The organism is Streptomyces sp. Y20 (assembly GCF_043195475.1).
Lineage (GTDB): Bacteria > Actinomycetota > Actinomycetes > Streptomycetales > Streptomycetaceae > Streptomyces.
Genome location: NZ_JBIDDP010000008.1, coordinates 176,336 through 190,955 on the forward strand (window position 1 = coordinate 176,336; position 14,620 = coordinate 190,955).

14 protein-coding genes are annotated in these 14,620 nt (G+C 72.4%); 8 read left to right on the plus strand and 6 right to left on the minus strand.

Annotation, left to right across the window (positions count from 1 at the left end; all coding sequences use genetic code 11):
• Nucleotides 1-7: 7 nt before the first annotated feature.
• The 4 genes from ACGFT1_RS21715 to galU all read right to left on the minus strand — a co-directional run bounded on the left by ACGFT1_RS21715 (nt 8) and on the right by galU (nt 3,408).
• Nucleotides 8-547 (minus strand): molybdenum cofactor biosynthesis protein B, encoded by a 540-nt coding sequence (locus tag ACGFT1_RS21715; RefSeq protein ID WP_373910587.1) that lies wholly within the window; start codon nt 545-547, stop codon nt 8-10.
• On the minus strand, nt 544-1,056 hold the full coding sequence (gene moaC / locus ACGFT1_RS21720; RefSeq protein WP_373910588.1) for a cyclic pyranopterin monophosphate synthase MoaC: 513 nt from the start codon (nt 1,054-1,056) through the stop codon (nt 544-546). Before moaC ends, ACGFT1_RS21715 begins: the two co-directional genes overlap by 4 nt.
• Before the next feature lie 121 nt (nt 1,057-1,177).
• Complete coding sequence (gene glp / locus ACGFT1_RS21725) at nt 1,178-2,500, minus strand: gephyrin-like molybdotransferase Glp (protein WP_373910589.1); 1,323 nt, start codon at nt 2,498-2,500, stop codon at nt 1,178-1,180.
• Nucleotides 2,497-3,408 carry a UTP--glucose-1-phosphate uridylyltransferase GalU gene (gene galU / locus ACGFT1_RS21730; protein ID WP_121788325.1) on the minus strand — a complete coding sequence of 304 codons (912 nt, stop codon included), beginning with the start codon at nt 3,406-3,408 and terminating at the stop codon, nt 2,497-2,499. Before galU ends, glp begins: the two co-directional genes overlap by 4 nt.
• 98 nt (nt 3,409-3,506) lie before the next feature.
• Between galU and ACGFT1_RS21735 the strand changes: the two genes are divergently transcribed.
• Nucleotides 3,507-4,127 carry a 5-formyltetrahydrofolate cyclo-ligase gene (locus ACGFT1_RS21735; RefSeq protein ID WP_373910750.1) on the plus strand — a complete coding sequence of 207 codons (621 nt, stop codon included), beginning with the start codon at nt 3,507-3,509 and terminating at the stop codon, nt 4,125-4,127.
• A 93-nt stretch (nt 4,128-4,220) separates the two neighbouring features.
• Here ACGFT1_RS21735 and ACGFT1_RS21740 read toward each other — a convergent pair whose 3' ends face one another.
• Nucleotides 4,221-7,127 (minus strand): penicillin acylase family protein, encoded by a 2,907-nt coding sequence (locus tag ACGFT1_RS21740; RefSeq protein WP_373910590.1) that lies wholly within the window; start codon nt 7,125-7,127, stop codon nt 4,221-4,223.
• A gap of 192 nt (nt 7,128-7,319) precedes the next feature.
• On the opposite strand from ACGFT1_RS21740, the gene ACGFT1_RS21745 reads away from it, so the two are divergent.
• The 6 genes from ACGFT1_RS21745 (at nt 7,320) to mscL (ending at nt 13,271) form a co-directional block, all read left to right on the plus strand.
• Nucleotides 7,320-8,846 carry a potassium/proton antiporter gene (locus tag ACGFT1_RS21745; protein ID WP_373910751.1) on the plus strand — a complete coding sequence of 509 codons (1,527 nt, stop codon included), beginning with the start codon at nt 7,320-7,322 and terminating at the stop codon, nt 8,844-8,846.
• 289 nt (nt 8,847-9,135) lie between these two features.
• Nucleotides 9,136-10,431, plus strand: coding sequence for an MFS transporter (locus tag ACGFT1_RS21750; protein ID WP_373910591.1), 1,296 nt, complete (start codon nt 9,136-9,138; stop codon nt 10,429-10,431).
• Between the two features lie 67 nt (nt 10,432-10,498).
• Nucleotides 10,499-10,828: an FmdB family zinc ribbon protein gene (locus ACGFT1_RS21755; RefSeq protein WP_373910592.1), complete on the plus strand. Its 330-nt coding sequence runs from the start codon at nt 10,499-10,501 to the stop codon at nt 10,826-10,828.
• Nucleotides 10,829-10,928: 100 nt separating this feature from the next.
• Complete coding sequence (locus ACGFT1_RS21760; protein ID WP_373910593.1) at nt 10,929-11,762, plus strand: S-methyl-5'-thioadenosine phosphorylase; 834 nt, start codon at nt 10,929-10,931, stop codon at nt 11,760-11,762.
• Nucleotides 11,763-12,020: 258 nt separating this feature from the next.
• Nucleotides 12,021-12,656: a hypothetical protein gene (locus ACGFT1_RS21765; RefSeq protein WP_373910594.1), complete on the plus strand. Its 636-nt coding sequence runs from the start codon at nt 12,021-12,023 to the stop codon at nt 12,654-12,656.
• Nucleotides 12,657-12,794: 138 nt separating this feature from the next.
• On the plus strand, nt 12,795-13,271 hold the full coding sequence (mscL, locus tag ACGFT1_RS21770) for a large conductance mechanosensitive channel protein MscL (RefSeq protein ID WP_373910595.1): 477 nt from the start codon (nt 12,795-12,797) through the stop codon (nt 13,269-13,271).
• A 19-nt stretch (nt 13,272-13,290) separates the two neighbouring features.
• Here the strand turns inward: mscL and ACGFT1_RS21775 are convergent, their stop codons facing one another.
• Entirely contained in the window at nt 13,291-13,467 is a 177-nt protein-coding gene (locus ACGFT1_RS21775; RefSeq protein WP_361987015.1) for a hypothetical protein, read from the minus strand.
• A gap of 91 nt (nt 13,468-13,558) precedes the next feature.
• Between ACGFT1_RS21775 and ACGFT1_RS21780 the strand changes: the two genes are divergently transcribed.
• On the plus strand, nt 13,559-14,584 hold the full coding sequence (locus tag ACGFT1_RS21780; RefSeq protein ID WP_373910596.1) for a P1 family peptidase: 1,026 nt from the start codon (nt 13,559-13,561) through the stop codon (nt 14,582-14,584).
• Nucleotides 14,585-14,620: the final 36 nt, after the last annotated feature.

Consider the following 14,620-nt stretch of genomic DNA (forward strand, 5'->3'; position numbering starts at 1 on the left):
GGGCTGTTCAGCTCGCACCCCCACCGCTGCCGGGTCTGGGGTGGTCACCGCCGCGGATCTGGTCGACGGCGTGCACGAGGAGGGGCTCCAGGACGGCGAGGCCGTCGCGCACCCCCCCGGTGGACCCGGGCAGGTTGACGATCAGCGTTCCGCCGGCCACGCCCGCGAGTCCCCGGGACAGCGCGGCGGTCGGCACCTTGTCCCGCCCGTACGCGCGCACGGCCTCCGCGATGCCCGGCACCTCGTGGTCGATGACCGCGCGGGTCGCCTCGGGGGTGCGGTCGGTGGGCGAGACGCCCGTGCCGCCGGTGGTGACGACCACGTCGTAGCCGGCTGCCACGGCCGCCCGCAGTTCCGCCTCGACCGGATCGCCGTCGGGCACCACCCGCGGCCCGTCCACGGCGAAGCCGAAGCCCTCCAGGCCCCGCACGACCAGCGGGCCGCCCTTGTCCTCGTAGACTCCGGCGGCGGCCCGGTTGGACGCGGTGACGACCAGCGCGGCGTACGGTGCCCCCAGCGCCCCGCCGGTCGTGCCGTCGCCGGTCATGCCCGGCTCCAGTCGCCCGACGCGCCGCCCGTCTTCTCCTCCACCCGTACGTCCGTGATGACCGCTCCCTTGTCGACCGCCTTGACCATGTCGATCACGGTGAGCGCGGCGACCGTCACCGCGGTGAGGGCCTCCATCTCGACGCCCGTGCGGTCCGTCGTCTTCACCGTGGCCCGGATCTCCACGGCGTCGTCCGCGACCGACAGGTCCAGTCTCACACCGGACACCGACAACGGGTGGCACAGCGGGATCAGATCCGGAGTGCGCTTGGCGCCCATGATCCCCGCGATGCGGGCGGTGGCGAGGGCGTCCCCCTTGGGCATCCCCTCACCGCGCAGCAACTCGACCACGCGCGGTGAGACGAGGACCCGGCCGGCGGCACGGGCGGTGCGCGCGGTCACGTCCTTCCCGGACACGTCGACCATGCGGGCCGCGCCCGCCTCGTCGATGTGCGTCAGTCGGTCCTGCACAGGGCGTCCGGGGGTCTCCCCCCGGGAAGGCACAGTCATGGTGTGGCGCTCCCGGTCCGGGCCCGGCGCGGTGCGGTGCGCGGGCCTGCTGTGCCCGACACGCTACCGCCAAGCCGGGGCGCGCAGCGGAGGAGGATCCTCCTGTGGACGGGCGCGCGCGTCAGCCCAGGAGGACGACCTCCACCTCGGTCCCGGGCTCCACCGACTCCGCGTCCTCGGGGACGACGATCAGCGCGTTCGCCCGCGCGAGCGCCGCGACCAGGTGGGAACCCGCACCGCCCACGGGGGTGACCTTCCCCTCGGCGTGGACGCCGCGCAGGAACTGCCGGCGCCCCCGGGGCGAGCGCAGCGCCTCGTCCGCCGTGAGCGCGGCCCGCGCGCGGGGCCGGTGGATGTCCGTGAGGCCCGCCAGCGTGCGGATCGCGGGACGGACGAACAGCTCGAAGGAGACGTACGACGACACCGGGTTGCCGGGCAGGGCCAGCAGCGGGATGTGGTCGGGGCCGATGGAGCCGAAGCCCTGGGGCTTGCCGGGCTGCATGGCGAGCCTGCGGAACTCCACACCGCTGCCCGCCTCGTCCGCGTCGGCGGCGTACGACAGCGCCTCCTTGACGACGTCGTACGCCCCGACGCTCACCCCGCCCGTGGTCACCAGCAGGTCCGCGCGGATCAGCTGGTCCTCGATGGTGGAGCGGAGGGTCTCGGCGTCGTCGGCGACGGCTCCGACCCGGTAGGCGATGGCGCCCGCGTCCCGCGCGGCGGCGGTGAGCGCGAAGCTGTTGGAGTCGTGGATCTGGCCCGGGCCCAGTTCCTCACCGGGCTGGACGAGTTCGCTGCCGGTGGACAGGACGACCACGCGCGGGCGCGGGCGCACCCGGACCGTGCCGCGGCCGATCGCGGCGAGCAGCCCGAGCTGCGGCGGGCCGAGGACCGTGCCGGCCTCCAGGGCCAGGTCACCGGCCTTCACGTCGCTGCCCCTGGCGCGCACGTGCGCGCGCGGCGCGGCGGGCCGGTACACGCGCACCTGCCCCTCGGCGCCCTGGGGGGCCAGGCTGCGCGACCGCATGCCGCTCACCGGGCCCTCGCCGAGTCCTCCGTCGGTCCACTCGACGGGGACGACGGTCTCGGCGCCGGGCGGCAGCGGCGCGCCGGTCATGATGCGCGCGGCCTGCCCGGGGCCGATCCGGACCGGGTCGGCGGCGCCGGCCGCGACGTCCCCGACGACCTCCAGGACGGCCGGGAACTCCTCGCCGGCGCCCGCGATGTCCGCGACCCGCACCGCGTACCCGTCCATGGAGCTGTTGTCGAACGGCGGCAGGGACACCGGCACCGTGACGTCCTCGACCAGGACGCAGCCCTGGGCGTCGAGCAGTTGCAACTCGATGGGTTCCAGGGGGCGGACGGTGGAGAGGATGTCCTCCAGGTGCTCGTCCACCGACCACAGGTCGTCAGGGCCGGCGGGGCGGGTCGCGGCGCTGGTCAAGGCTGCTGCATCTCCTCGGCTACGTAACTGCGGAGCCAGGTCCGGAAGTCCGGGCCCAGGTCCTCACGTTCGCACGCGAGTCTGACAATGGCACGGAGGTAGTCGCCACGGTCGCCGGTGTCATAGCGGCGGCCCTTGAAGACGACGCCGTGCACGGGGCCGCCGGCCTTCTCGTCCTGGGCGAGCTGCTGGAGGGCGTCGGTCAGCTGGATCTCGCCGCCGCGGCCCGGCTCGGTGGTGCGGAGTATGCCGAAGATGCGCGGGTCGAGGACGTAGCGGCCGATGACCGCGTAGTTCGACGGGGCGTCCGCCGGGTCCGGCTTCTCGACCAGTCCGGTCACCTTGACCACGTCGCCGTCCGCGGTGGCCTCCACGGCCGCGCAGCCGTACAGGTGCATCTGCTCGGGCGCGACCTCCATGAGGGCGATCACGCTGCCGCCGTGCCGCTCCTGGACCTCGATCATGCGCTGGAGCAGCGGGTCCCGCGGGTCGATGAGGTCGTCACCGAGCAGCACGGCGAACGGCTCGTGGCCGACGTGCGGGGCGGCGCACAGCACGGCGTGCCCGAGACCCCGGGGGTCGCCCTGGCGCACGTAGTGCATGGTGGCCAGGTCGCTGGACTCCTGCACCTTCGCGAGGCGTTCGGCGTCGCCCTTCTTGCCGAGCGCCGACTCCAGCTCGTAGTTGCGGTCGAAGTGGTCCTCCAGGGGGCGCTTGTTGCGCCCGGTGACCATGAGGACGTCGTCGAGTCCCGCCGCAACGGCCTCCTCGACCACATACTGGATCGCCGGCTTGTCCACTACCGGCAGCATCTCCTTGGGAGTCGCCTTGGTCGCCGGCAGGAACCGGGTGCCGAGGCCTGCCGCGGGGATGACAGCCTTGCTGATCCTGGGGTGGGACTGAGTCATGCCCGCAACCATATCCGGTGCCTTTGTGGGAGATCTGTGGCTCCGGTTCGGTTGACCCTTATATCGCCTGCGTTAAGAGAAGGGTGCGAGAACGACCAGTGGAACACTGCGGACGTACGGGTGAGCCTGACAAGGCCACGTTGCGGCGGGAGATCCTCGCGGTGAGGAACGGGTTGACGGCGGATGACGTCCGCGCGGCGGGCCGGGCGCTGGCGGAACGCGCGCTGGAGCTGCCCGAGCTGGCGGGCGGACGCACGGTGGCGGCGTACGTCTCCGTGGGCGGCGAACCGGGCACCCTCGCGCTGCTGGACACGCTGCGCGCCCGCGGGGTGCGCGTGCTGCTCCCCGTGCTGCTGCCCGACAACGATCTGGACTGGGGCGAGTACACCGGCCCCGGCTCCCTCGCGCGGGTCCGGCACGGCGGGCGGATGACGCTGTCCGAGCCGTCGGGCGCGCGCCTCGGCCCCGACGCCGTGACGGGCGCGGACGTCGTCCTGCTGCCGGGGCTCGCGGTGGACGGGCGCGGGATGCGCCTGGGGCGCGGTGGAGGCTCCTACGACCGGGTGCTGGCCCGTCTCGAGGGGGCGGGCGCACGGCCCCGGCTGGTGGTGCTGCTGTACGACACGGAGGTCGTCGCGCGCGTCCCGGCCGAGGCGCACGACAAGCCGGTGCACGCGGCGGTGACGCCTCGCGGCGTGCACCGTTTCGCGCCCGCCTGAGCGGCGCTCCGCGGGTCCCACAGGCTTCGCGGACGGGAAAAGGCCCTCCACGCGCGCGTGGAGGGCCTTTTCCCGTGCGGTGCCGTCAGCGGCTCACGGCTTGAGGACGAGGGTGTCGCTCGTGCTCTTGCCGACCGCCTTGTCCGAGAACGACCAGGGCAGCAGCTCGCCCTTGGCCCACATGCCCGTCTGGTCCGTGTAGTGCGCGCTGAAGGCGTGTCCGGAGGCGCCCGTCAGGTTGATCCACTTGGACTTGTCGAGGTCCGCGAGGTTGACGACCATGCGCATGGACGGCACCCACACGACGTTGTAGCCGCCGGCGGCGTTCCAGCCGGACGCGTTCACCGCCGCCTCGCCACCGCTGAGCTTCCAGGGGCCGCGGTTGAGGAGGTACTGCACGGCCTTGGGGCCCTCGGTGCCGAGCGTCTGGTTCTTCAGGAACAGGCGGTGCAGCCGGCCCCAGCTCCAGGTGTCGATGTCCTTGCCCAGCTTGGCGGTCAGCTCCCAGCGGGCGTCGATCATCGCGCGGGCGAAGAGCTGGTCGCGGTTGGCCGCGGCGGGGCGGGTGCCCGACTTGGGCGTCTTCCACCAGTCGCTGCCGGGCTTGTCCATCAGGATGCGCACGACCTCGAACCAGCGGTCGCCGCCGTCCGGCTGTGCCTGGTCGGCGTCACGCTGGCCGCACTCGCGGACCTTGGTGTCGTCGTCCAGCGGGCCGGTGCTGTCGATCTTGTCGACCCACAGGCACTGCCCCTTGACGCGCAGCTCCTCGGGAAGCTTGTTGCCGAAGGCGAGCTTGAGGATGTTGCGCCACACGGAGTTGAAGTAGGCGGCCGCTGCGGAGTCGGCGTCCTGGGTGTAGTCCCAGCCCTCCAGCAGCTTCTGCGCCTCGCGGACGTCCGGGTCGCCCAGGTCGAGCTTCAGCAGCTTGGGCACCAGGAGCTTGGCGATCTCACTGCTGTTGTCCAGCTGCATCTGCCGCATGTCGTCGGTGGAGATCTTGCCGCCGTCCTTGATCTTGGACTCGATCAGGTCGGTGATGCGCTGACTGCGGGTGCCGTAGCCCCAGTCGGCGGTGAGGGTGTACGGGTACGCGTCCTTGCCGACGACGGCCTGGTTGGCGGTGACGATGTAGCCGCGCGCGGGGTCGTACTCGTAGGGCAGCTCGTCGGGCTTGACGAAGCCGGTCCAGCGGTACTTCGACTCCCAGCCGGGCGCCGGGACGGAACCGTCGTCCGCGGCGGAGCGCGTGGGGATCTTGCCGGGCAGCGTGTAACCGATGTGGTTGTCCGTGTCGGCGTAGACCAGGTTCTGCGAGGGCACGTCGAACAGGGCCGCCGCCGAGCGGAACTCGCTGAAGTCCGACGCCTTGTCGAGGGCGAACACCGCGTCCATGGTGGTGCCCGGGTCGAGCGCCGTCCACCTCAGGGCGATGCCGTAGCCGTCGCCGCGGTCGGGCGCGGCGGTGTTGACGGCGGCCTTCCTGCCGACCTGGACGAGCTCGTCGTCACGGTCGGACAGCAGTGGCATGCCGTCCTGGGTCTGCCGGACGACGATCGTCTTGGACTGGCCGCCGGCGACCTCGATGGTCTCCTCACGGGTCTTGAAGGGCCGCACCCTGCCGTCGTACAGGTAACCGTTCGCGGTCACCTTCTCCAGGTACAGGTCGGTGACGTCGACGCCGGAGTTGGTCAGACCCCAGGCGATCTTCGCGTTGTGGCCGATGATCACACCGGGCATCCCGGCAAACGTGTAGCCGGCGACGTCGTACTGGCACTTGCTCGACACGGTCCGGCAGTGCAGGCCCATCTGGTACCAGACGGACGGCAGGGACGCCGACAGGTGCGGGTCGTTGGCGAGGAGGGGCTTCTTGCTCACGGTGTACTTCCCGGCGACGACCCAGGAGTTCGAACCGATGCCCTGACCGTTCACGCCGACGGCCGCGGGGACGTTGTCCAGGACGTTGTACAGGCCGCCCAGCTGGCTCGTGAGACCCGAACCGCTCGCGCCGGTGGTGGTGCCCGTGGCGGTGGAGCCGGTCGTACCCGTGGTGCCGGTGGTACCGGTCGCCCCCGTGGTGCCGGTGGTGCCGGTCGTACCGCCCGTGGTGCCCGCCGTACCGGTCGTGCCCGCTGTGCCGGTCGTACCCGTCGTGCCGGTCGCACCCGTGGAGCCGGTCGTGCCCGTGGTCTGCGAGGTGCCCGTGCCGCCGCTCTGCCGGAAGCTCTTGCTCAGCTCGTCGTACTGGCCTTCCTGCACGATCGGCTTGTGGCGGCCGTAGGGGTACTGCGGGTACAGCTCCTGGATCTGCTGCGGGCCGAGGCGACTGGTCATCAGGGCGCGGTCGATCTCGTCCTGCATGTTGCCGCGCAGGTCCCAGGCCATCGCCTTCAGCCAGGCCACGGAGTCGACCGGGGTCCACTTCTCCGGCTTGTAGTCGTTGGTCAGACCCAGGGCCGCGTACTCCAGGGAGAGATCCGCGCCGTCCTTGCCCTTGAGGTAGGCGTTGACACCCTCGGCGTACGCCCGGAGGTACTTCTTCGCGGCGGGCGACAGCTTGGTGTCGTACTCCCGCTGGGCGATCCGGTGCCAGCCGAGGGTGCGCAGGAACTCGTCGTTCTTGACCTGGCCCTTGCCGAACATCTCCGACAGGCGGCCGGAGGTCATGTGCCGGCGCACATCCATCTCATAGAAGCGGTCCTGCGCCTGGACATAGCCCTGCGCCATGAACAGGTCCTCGTCGGAGGAGGCGTAGACCTGCGGGATGCCGTTGCCGTCCCGCTTGACGTCGACCGGCCCGGACAGGCCGTCGAGCTTGATCGAACCCGTGGTCTGCGGGAAGGAGGCGCGGACGGTGCTGATCGACCAGTACGCCCCGTAGGCGATGCCTCCGATGACGGCCAGAACCAGCACGAGCACGACGAGTCGGGCTTTGCGCCCCTTCTTCCTGCCGGACTTGGCGGGCTTGTCACCCGTTGTGGCGGTGGTGTTGGGGGGCATCGCTGTCCTTGCTGTCCTAACGCGAGCGGCAGGTCGGGCTGTGACTTTGAATGAGCGCTGGAGCAACCATAGGCGCAGGGCCCTGTGCCGCTTGACGCGGAGTCGGGAACCGGCGTGCACGAGCGTTCGATCTTGCCTTGTGGAACGTCAAGAAAGCGTCAAGAGTTAGGTAAGGTAACGAAGTAACCGGACATCCCGGAGGAGGAACGCCCGCTGACTGTTCACCACCTCAACCAGCTCCTGCTCGTCTGCTCCGTCGTCCTGCTGGTCGCCGTCGCGGCCGTCCGGATCTCCTCGCGCAGCGGGCTCCCCAGCCTGCTCGTCTACCTCGGCATCGGCGTCCTCATGGGCCAGGACGGCATCGGTGACATCCACTTCAACAGCGCCGAGGTGACCCAGGTCATGGGGTACGCGGCCCTCGTCGTGATCCTGGCCGAGGGCGGCCTGGGCACGAAGTGGAAAGAGGTCCGGCCCATCCTGCCCTCCGCCTCCGTCCTGGCCACGGCGGGAGTCGCGGTCAGCGTGGGGGTCACCGCGGCGGGCGCGCACTACCTGGTCGGTCTGGAGTGGCGGCAGGCGCTCATCATCGGGGCGGTGGTGTCGTCGACGGACGCGGCGGCGGTCTTCTCCGTACTGCGGCGCATCCCGCTGCCCGCGCGCGTGACGGGCACGCTGGAGGCGGAGTCCGGCTTCAACGACGCCCCGGTGGTCATCCTCGTCGTCGCCTTCTCCACCGCGGGTCCGGTCGACCACTGGTACGTACTGCTGGGCGAGATACTCCTGGAGCTGGCCATCGGCGCGGTCCTGGGGCTCGCGGTGGGCTGGTTCGGCTCCTGGGGGCTCAAGCACGTGGCTCTGCCCGCCTCCGGCCTCTACCCGATCGCCGTGCTGGCGATCGCCGTCACGGCGTACGCCGCCGGCGCCCTGGCGCACGGCAGCGGCTTCCTGGCCGTCTACCTGGCCTCCATGGTGCTCGGCAACGCCAAGCTCCCCCACTGGCCCGCGACGCGCGGCTTCGCCGAGGGGCTCGGCTGGATCGCCCAGATCGGCATGTTCGTCGTGCTCGGGCTGCTGGTCACCCCGCACGAGCTGGGCGACGACGTCTGGCCCGCGCTGGTCATCGGGCTCGTCCTGACCATGGTGGCCCGGCCGCTGAGCGTGGTGTCCAGCCTCGCTCCGTTCCGGGTGCCGTGGCCGGAGCAGGTCCTGATGTCGTGGGCCGGACTGCGCGGCGCTGTGCCCGTCATCCTGGCGACCATCCCCATGGTCAACGGCGTCACCAACAGCCACCGCATCTTCAACATCGTCTTCGTGCTGGTCGTCGTCTACACCCTCGTCCAAGGCCCGACCCTGCCGTGGCTGGCGCGCACCCTGCGCCTGGGCGAGCAGGGCGAGGCCTCCGATCTCGGCATCGAGTCGGCGCCCCTGGAGCGGCTGCGCGGGCACCTGCTGTCCGTCTCGATCCCCGAGGGCTCACGGATGCACGGCGTGGAGGTCAACGAGCTGCGGCTGCCGGCCGGTGCCGCCGTCACCCTCGTGGTGCGCGCGGAGAAGTCGTTCGTGCCGCTGCCCACGACGGTGCTCAGGCGGGGCGACGAGCTGTTGGTCGTCGCCACCGATCCGGTCCGCGACGCGGCCGAACGCCGGCTGCGCGCGGTCGCCCGCGGCGGCAAGCTGGCGAGCTGGCTGGGCACCGGCGAGGCGGACGGCGGGCGGTGACGCGCCGGCGCCGAGCGTCCCGGCTGCGTCCCGTACGAGGCGCACCCGCGCCGATCAGAGGCGAACATGCCCGACGGTGCTCTCTTTCACAGGAGCACAAGGACATGATCCCTGTAGGATAAAGGCGCACTGATCGAACCAACTCTGCCTGATGCAGAGCTGGCGCGACCGTATGGCGGCCGGAAACGCCCTTTCGCAGAGGCCCGGTATCTACCGCAGTTCCGCGCAAGAGGACAGCTCTCGGCGCCCCCGCACGGGCGCGCTACCAGGCGGAAGAAAGGCACGGGCCGTGGCGTCCACGGTCACCAACGAGCCGGCGGAGAACCCGCAGGCGTCGTCCCGCCCGGGATACGGACAGCTGCTGCGCACCCGCGGCGCCTGGACGTTCCTGGTCCCCGGCTTCGCGGCGCGCCAGCCGTTCGCGATGCTCACCATCTCCATCGTGCTGCTCGTGCAGCACACCACCGGCTCGTACGGCGCGGCGGGCGCCGTCGCGGCCGCCACCGGCGTCTCCATGGCGTTGTTCGCGCCCTACAGCGGCCGTCTCGCGGACCGCCACGGACAGCGCGCCGTGCTGGTCCCCGGCGTCCTGGTGCACACCCTCGCCGGCCTGACACTGACGGCACTCGCCCTGGGACACGCACCCCTGTGGGCCCTGTTCCTCGCGGCCGTCCCGACGGGCGCCTCGGTGCCGCAGGTCGGCCCGATGGTGCGGGCCCGCTGGGGCGTGAAGCTGCAGGACTCGCCCCTGATGACCACCGCGGCGGCGTTCGAGTCGGTCACCGACGAGCTGACCTTCGTCTTCGGCCCCCTGCTGGCGACCGCCCTGAGCACGGCCGTGGCACCGGCGGCGGGGCTGGTCACGGAGGCCGCGCTGACCCTCGTCGGCGGCCTGCTGTTCGCGGCCCAGAGAGGCACGCAGCCGCCGGTGACCGGCGGCGACGGGCACGCGCGCGTGCAGCACGTCTCCGCCCTGCGCATTCCCGGCGTACGCGTGCTGATCGCGACCTTCCTGGGGATCGGCTCGGTCTTCGGCGGCATGCAGGTGTCGCTCGCGGCGTTCACCGAGTCGATCGGCGAGCCCGGTCTGAACGGCGTCCTCTACGGCACCTTCGCCACCGGGAACATGCTGTCCGGCATCGTCTGCGGCGCGATCGCCTGGAAGGTGGCCCCCCACAAGCGCCTGGTCGTCGGCTACACCGCGCTCGCGCTGACCGCGTCCGCCCTGTGGACTGCGCACTCGGTGCTGCTGCTCGCCGCGCTCGGCCTGCTGGTCGGCATGTGCATCGCGCCGGCGCTGATCACGGGCTACACGCTGGTCGAGGGCCTGGTCCCGGCCGGTGCCCGCACGGAGGCCTTCACCTGGCTGACCGGCGCGGTCGCGCTCGGCCAGGCCGCCGCCGTGACGGTCGCCGGACAGCTGGAGGACCGGCTGTGGGACGGCGCGGGATTCCTGGTGCCCATGGCCGGCACCGTACTCGCGCTGATCACCCTGCTGGCGCTGCGCTCACGGCTGATCGCGCGGCCCCGCAACCGTACCGTCGCGCGTGGCGTCGGTCACCGCGTGCCGGTCACGGTGGACTGATCCCCGGGAATACGTCACTATGGACCGTCGTTAGCACTCATTGAGTGAGAGTGCCAGGAGGAAGACAGTGCCGACCTACCAGTACCAGTGCACCGAGTGCGGCGAGGGCCTCGAGGCGGTGCAGAAGTTCACCGATGACGCTCTGACCGAGTGCCCCAACTGCCAGGGCCGCCTGAAGAAGGTGTTCTCCGCGGTCGGCATCGTCTTCAAGGGCTCCGGCTTCTACCGCAACGACTCGCGGGGCTCCACGTCGAGCAGCGCGCCGGCGTCGAAGCCGTCGTCGGGCTCGTCGTCCGACTCGAAGGCGTCCTCTTCGACGACCTCGTCCTCTTCGGGCTCGGCCTCGTCTGGCTCGGCCGCGTCGGGCTCCGGCTCGTCCAGCAGCTCCGCCGCCTGAGACCTCTCATCGAAGACCCCGCCGTCGTACGACGGCGGGGTCTTCGGCGCTCCCCGGCACCGGCTCCCCCGCGCATCCGCCGCCAGCTAGTGTGCTGGTCATGGCGAACGCAGAGATCGGTGTAATCGGCGGCTCGGGCTTCTACTCGTTCCTCGAGGACGTGACCGAGGTCCAGGTCGACACCCCCTACGGGGCGCCCAGCGACTCCCTCTTCCTCGGCGAGATCGCCGGCCGGCGGGTCGCCTTCCTGCCCCGGCACGGCCGGGGTCACCATCTGCCGCCGCACCGCATCAACTACCGCGCCAACCTGTGGGCCCTGCGCTCCATGGGCGTCCGGCAGGTCCTCGCCCCCTGCGCGGTGGGCGGCCTGCGCCCCGAGTACGGCCCCGGCACCCTGCTCGTCCCGGACCAGTTCGTGGACCGTACGAAGTCCCGGGCGCAGACGTACTTCGACGGGCTGCCGCTGCCCGACGGCACCGTGCCGAACGTCGTGCACGTGTCCATGGCCGACCCGTACTGCCCCACCGGGCGCGCGGCCGCGCTGAAGGCGGCGCGCGGGCGGGACTGGGAGCCGGTGGACGGCGGCACGCTGGTCGTGGTCGAGGGGCCGCGCTTCTCCACGCGTGCGGAATCGTTGTGGCACCGGGCACAGGGCTGGTCGGTGGTGGGCATGACGGGCCACCCCGAGGCGGCGCTCGCCCGGGAACTGGAGCTCTGCTACTCGTCGCTGGCCCTGGTCACCGACCTCGACGCGGGCGCCGAGACCGGTGAGGGCGTCTCCCACGAGGAGGTGCTGCGGGTGTTCGCGGCCAACGTCGACCGGCTGCGCGGTGTCCTGTTCGACGCGGTGGCGGCACTGCCGGACACGGAGGCGCGGGACTGCCTGTGCGTGAACGGGCTCGGCGGGATGGACCCGGGGTTCGAACTGCCGTGACGCGCCGGGGGCGGGGGCGCGGCGGCGGGCTGAGCGGCTGAACGTCGGGGCGGCAACGGGCGGGACGGCGGCCGGGCTGAACGGCGGGACGGCAGCGGGCGGGACGGCCGGGCGCCGGGGCGGGAGCGGGCGGGAGTGCCCGTTCGAGTGAGCGAGTTGTCCACAGTCGGCCGGTGATCCACCGACTGCGACGGGATCCGGCGCCAGGCCTCATCGTGGCATGGCAAGCCGAATTCCTCGTCGCAGGCGGTGATCCCCATGCCCTCGTCCTCGCCCACCCCGTACGCCTCCACCCCGCCCCCTCCTCCGGGCTCGCGCTCCTCTCCTGCCCGCCCACCCGCTCCCGCCGCGCTCGCGGCACCGCTCCGGCCCCCGCTCCCGCTCGGCACGGATGCCCCGATGACCCGTGAGGTGCCGGCGTTCGCCCCGGTGCGCGTGCGGGGCGGGCGGTATCAGCTGCAACGGCTGCTGCGGCACCGCAGGAGGGCCGTCGCGGCCGGCCTCGCGGTGACCGCGGCGGCACTCGTGGCCGCGGGGCCCCGGACCGCACCGGAACCGCACGGCACCGACCGCGCCCGCGGTCACCGGCCGGCGGACCCCGTACGACGGCACGCGGCGGTGGACATGGTGGCGGCACCCGTGCGGATCGCCGACGCCGCCACGGTACGGCTCCTCCGGCCCGGTGACCGGGTCGACGTCATCGCCGCCGAGGACCCGTCGGCCGGGGGCGGCGCCCGGGTGCTCGCGCGCGGTGTGCGGGTGGCGAAGGTGCCGGAGCCGCTGGACGGTGCGGCCGGAAGCGGGGCCCTGGTCGTGCTGGCGGCACCGCGGGCCACGGCGGCCCGGCTGGTCGGCGCGAGCGCCACGGCCCGCCTGGCGGTGACCCTGTGCTGACCCCGCTCGCCCGCGTGCTCGGCGGCCTCCTGTCGCGGGTATCGATCAAGCTACGGGACTGGACACCATGGCCGCACGGTGCCGTAGGTTGCGGGGGGCTTTGTTCCACACCCTGTGCACGCGAGGAGAGTCCCCCAGGTGAGCGCGAAGAAGGAACCGAGCGTCTGGCACGGCTTCAAGGCCTTCCTGATGCGCGGCAACGTCGTCGATCTGGCGGTGGCGGTGGTGATCGGCGCGGCCTTCACGAACATCGTCAACGCGGTGGTGAAGGGAATCATCAACCCGCTGGTCGGAGCGATCGGCACCCAGAATCTCGACAACTACAGCTCCTGCCTGAAAGCCCCCTGCAAGGTGGGCGCGAACGGCACGGTCAAGAGCGGCGTGCAGATCCTGTGGGGCTCGGTCCTCGGGGCCACGCTCACCTTCGTGACCACCGCCGCGGTGGTGTACTTCCTGATGGTGCTGCCCATGTCGAAGTACCTCGCGCGGCAGGCGGCGCGCAGGGCGGCACGGGAGGGCACGAAGGAGGTCGTGCAGGTGTCCGAGCTGGAGGTGCTCAAGGAGATCCGCGACGCGCTGGTGGCGCAGCGCGGCTCCGGGAACCAGGAGCGCTAGCGGTTCCCTCCCGGCCGGCTCAGAGGTGGTGGGGCGGCTTCTCGTCGAGGAAGCGCTTCAGGTCGGCGGCGCTGTCACCGTCCGGGCGCTCGCCCCACCCGCGGTCGGTGTCGTCCGAGGACTGCTGCTCCAGCGGGTCGTCGAAGACCAGCGCGGGCTTCGGGTCGCGCGGCGCGGGTTCGGGGGCGGTGCTCATGCCACCAGGGTACGGCTCCCGCCGGACCGGCCGGGCGCGGTGTTCCCGCCGTCACTCCTCGATGGGGACGGGCTGGGCCAGACTGGCGTCCATGACAGCTGACGCACTGACCGACGTCGCCGGACTGCGGGTGGGGCACGCGACCCGCAGCGGTGACGGCTGGCTCACCGGGACCACGGTCGTCCTCGCCCCCCGAGGCGGTGCCGTCGCCGCGGTGGACGTGCGCGGCGGCGGCCCCGGCACCAAGGAGACCGACGCGCTCGACCCGCGCAACCTGGTGCGGAAGGTCGACGCCGTCGTGCTGACCGGAGGCAGCGCCTACGGCCTCGACGCGGCCTCCGGGGTGATGGCCTGGCTGGAGGAACAGCGGCGTGGGGTGCCGGTGGGGACGGATCCGGCACACGTCGTGCCGGTGGTGCCCGCCGCGTGCGTCTTCGACCTGGGGCGCGGCGGCGACTTCCGGGCGCGTCCGGACGCGGCGACGGGACGCGCGGCGGTGGAGGCCGCGGCGGCCTGTCCGCCCGGCGCCCGGGTGCCGCAGGGGTGTGTCGGCGCCGGCACGGGCGCCGTGGCGGGGCTGCTCAAGGGCGGGGTGGGCACCGCGAGCACCGTGCTCGACTCGGGCATCACCGTGGCGGCGCTGGTCGTCGCGAACGCGGCCGGGTCGGTCGCGGACCCCGACACGGGCGTGCTGTACGGGGAGTTGTTCCAGGGACGGGTGGCGTATCCGGAGCGGCGCGTGCACGAGGCCGCGCGTCGGCGTCTCGACGAGATCGCCGGCCGGGACGCGGCGGCGCCGCTCAACACGACGCTGGCGGTGGTCGCGACGGACGCCGGCCTCTCCAAGGCGCAGGCGCAGAAGCTGGCGGGCACGGCGCACGACGGTATCGCGCGCGCGGTGCGGCCGGTGCACCTCCTGCACGACGGGGACACGGTGTTCGCGCTGGCGACCGGGACCCGAACGCTCGGCGCGCATCCCCTGGCGCTCAACGACATCCTGGCCGCCGGCGCGGATCTGGTGACGCGCGCGATCGTAGGGGCGGTGCGCGCCGCCGAGTCGGTCGACGGGCCGGGAGGCGGGTGGCCGGCGTACGAGGAGCTGTACCGGCAGGGATAGGGCACAGGTGGTTGCCGCACAGGTGGTTGCCGCACG